The sequence below is a fragment of the Teichococcus deserti genome (genome assembly GCF_001982615.1).
Lineage (GTDB): Bacteria > Pseudomonadota > Alphaproteobacteria > Acetobacterales > Acetobacteraceae > Pseudoroseomonas > Pseudoroseomonas deserti.
In genome coordinates, this window is sequence record NZ_MLCO01000490.1 from 1 (window position 1) to 3,109 (window position 3,109).

Below are 3,109 nucleotides of genomic sequence, written 5' to 3' on the forward strand. Positions count from 1 at the left end.
GGCCCCAGCAGGGCGCGCGGCGGGCCGGGCGGGGTGGTGTCGGGGCGGGGCGCCATCCCGGCGGCCTCCAGCAGAGCGGCGGCGCCATGCTCCGCCACGGCGTCGCGCAGGCGCTTATGGCCGCCAGTGGCGAAGTTCTGGACCAGCCTCGCGACGGTGGTGGGGGTAGCGGGGGCGACGGCATCGCCGGAGGCCAGGCGACACACCGCGCCATCCCCCAGCGTCACCCGGATATCCGAGGCTGTCCCGGGCTGGTCGGGCGTGTCCAGCGTGATGCCGAACTTCGCCGCCAGACCGGAGGCCTGCCGCAGCATGGCCTCCAGCGCCGCGATCCAGCCGTGATCCGCGACCGGCAAAGGCGGGGTGCAGAGGTTGCGCTGGGCTTCCTCCGCCGGATCGGGCCAGGCGAGGCCCTCCGCCAGCAGCGCCTGCGCCACCGGCTCCAGCTGGTTTGCGGCCAGCCCGCGCAGCTGCAGGTTGCCGCGGTTGGTCAGCTCGATCGCGCCCGGCGCCAGCGCGGCGATGCGGCGCGCCTGGGCGGCAGAGATGCGGGCGGAAAAGGGACGCACCCGCAGCAGGTGCCCGTCGCCCGACTGCATCGGCGCGAAGAGGCTGGGGCACCAGCCCTTCACCGCGCTCATCCCGCCAGGCTTTCGGCGACGTCGTTGCGGCGGGGGTGCCACAGCCGGCGCGCCCGGGCCTCGTCGAATCGTCTCTGCAGGGCCGCCAGCGCCGCCGGGTTTTCCCGCGCCAGGAAGTCGCGCGTCTCGGCGTCGCCCAGCGTGGCGTCGAAGAGAAGATCGAACTGCCGGTCGAAGCGCTGGCCCAGCGTCGCCGCAAAACCGTGCAGCGCCTCGATGCTGCGCGCGATCTCGGCGGCGCCGCGATAGCCATGCCGGCGCATGCCGGCGATCCAGGCCGGGTTGGCGGCGCGGCCGCGGATGGTGCGGGCGATTTCTTCCTCGACGCGCCGCAGAACCGGCCGGTCCGGCGCCGCCGTGTCGGCGTGGTACAGCACCGGGGCGCCGCCCAGCATCGCCGCCGCCGCCGCGAAGCCGCCGGCATGGGCGGCGTAATCCGGGCTGTCGAGCAGGTCGAGCTCGGCATGGTCCTGGGCATGCAGGAAGGCGTCGGCGGCGGCCACGCGCTGGGCCAGCGCCTCGGGGGCAGCGGTGTCCAGCCCTTTGCCGAAGGCGGTGGAGGATCCCTCCAGCCAGGCGCGGCCGAGGCTGGCGCGGTCGTCCCAGCGGCCGCTGGCCAGCCGGTCCTCGAGCCCGGTGCCATAGCTGCCCGGGGCGGCGCCGAAGATGCGCGCGGTGGCGAGCCGCTGCGCCATGCCCTGCAGCCCGCGCGCCGCCTCGGCCAGCGGGTTCCAGTCGGGGGACTCTTCACGCGCGGCGACCGCGCGCACGGCTTCATCGAACAGCGCGATCTGGGCGGGGAAGGCGTCGCGGAAGAGACCCGAAATGCGGAGCGTGACGTCGATGCGCGGCCGGTCGAGCTCGGCCAGCGGCAGGATCTCGATGCCGGTGACGCGGCCCGAGGCCTCGTCCCAGACTGGCTTCGCCCCCAGCAGCAGCAGCGCCAGCGCTAGTTCTTCTCCCCCCGTGCGCAGCGTCGCGCTGCCCCAGAGGTCGATCACCATCCGCCGCGGCCAGTCGCCCTGCTCCTGCCGGTGGCGGCGCAGCAGCTCTTCCGCCGCGCGGCCGGCCAGCACCAGCGCGGCCCGGGTCGGCACCCCGCGCGGGTCGATGGCGAACAGGTTTCTTCCTGTTGGCAGCACGTCGGCCCGGCCGCGGCTGGGGGCGCCGGCGGGGCCTGGGGCGACGAAGCGCCCGTCCAGCCCGGCGAGCAGCGCGTCGCGCTCGGCCTCCGGGCTGGCCAGCAGGGTCGCGCGGTCGAAGCCGGGCGCACCGGTGGCGATGGTCTGCTCCAGCAGCGCCGCGCGGTCGGGGTCGGGCGCGCGGCCGAAGACATGCAGCCCGTCGCGGATCTGCATTTCCTTCACGTCGCAGAGCCAGGCGTCGAGCCGGGCGAGCGTCTCTTCCTCGGGCAGGTCGCTCGGGATCTTGCCCTCCTCGAGCAGCCCGGCTGCGGCGGCGCGCTCCAGAATGTCGCGGCGAAGAAGAGAAGTCCGGCGGCGGTCGAGCCCGTCGGCGGCAGCATAGTCGTCGATCAGCCGCTCCAGCTCGGAGGCCGCGCCATGGCTGCCGGCGGCGCGCAGCGGCGGCGTCAGATGGCCGATGGTCACCGCGCCCAGGCGGCGCTTGGCCATAGCGGCCTCGCCCGGGTTGTTGACGATGAAGGGATAGAGCATCGGCAGCCCGCCCAGCAGCACCTGCGGCGCGCAGCTTTCCGACAGCGCGGTCGCCTTCCCGGGCAGCCATTCCAGCGTGCCATGGGTGCCGAGATGCACCAGCGCGTCGGCATGGCCGCGCAGCCACAGATAGAAGGCGATGAAGCCGTGGCGCGGCGGCGTGTCGGGGTCGTGGTAGCCGGCGCTGCGGTCCAGCGCGCTGCCGCGATCCGGCTGCACGGCGATGATCGCCTTGCCGATGCGCAGATGCCGCTGGGCAAATTGCACGCCGATCAGCGCAGGGTCGTCGGCAGGCGGCCCCCAGGCGGCGGTTACCGCTTCCCGCAACGGCGTCGGCAATTTTTCGAAACGCGCTTCGTAGTCGGCGAGCGACAGGAAGGGCGTCGGCGTTCCTTCCGTCAGCGGCTTCGACAGGCTTTCGGGAAAGGGTCCGTCGCCCAGATCGTAGCCGGCGTCACGAAGATCGCCGAGCAGCGCAGACAGGCTGGCGAAGGAATCGAGGCCCACCGCATGCCCGGCCTGCCCGCCCACCGCGGGATAGTCGGACAGCAGCACCGCCACCCGCCGTTCGCCGCGCGCCAGGCCGGACAGCCGCGCCCAGCCCAGCGCACGGTCGGCGGCGAGCGCCACGCCCCCGGCATCCGGTTGCGACAATTGCGGGACATAGCCGAGGCCTTCGATCTCGGCGGTCGGGGCCTTGAAGCCGATGGCGGCGGTCAGCAGGCGGCCGTCGAGCTCCGGCAGCACCACCTGCATCGCGAGAGCCGTCTGCGACAGCCCGCGGGTCGAGCC

The 3,109-nt window shown here is 74.0% G+C and carries 1 protein-coding gene and 1 pseudogene; both read right to left on the reverse strand.

The genetic code is table 11. The annotated features are described in order from the left end of the window. Positions 1-641: pseudogene (locus BKE38_RS29390) on the reverse strand (hypothetical protein); the annotation flags it as partial. After that, a partial coding sequence (locus BKE38_RS29395) for a cobaltochelatase subunit CobN (protein ID WP_076960638.1) occupies positions 638-3,109 on the reverse strand: 2,472 nt, incomplete at its 5' end. The gene BKE38_RS29395 and the pseudogene BKE38_RS29390, both read right to left, overlap by 4 nt.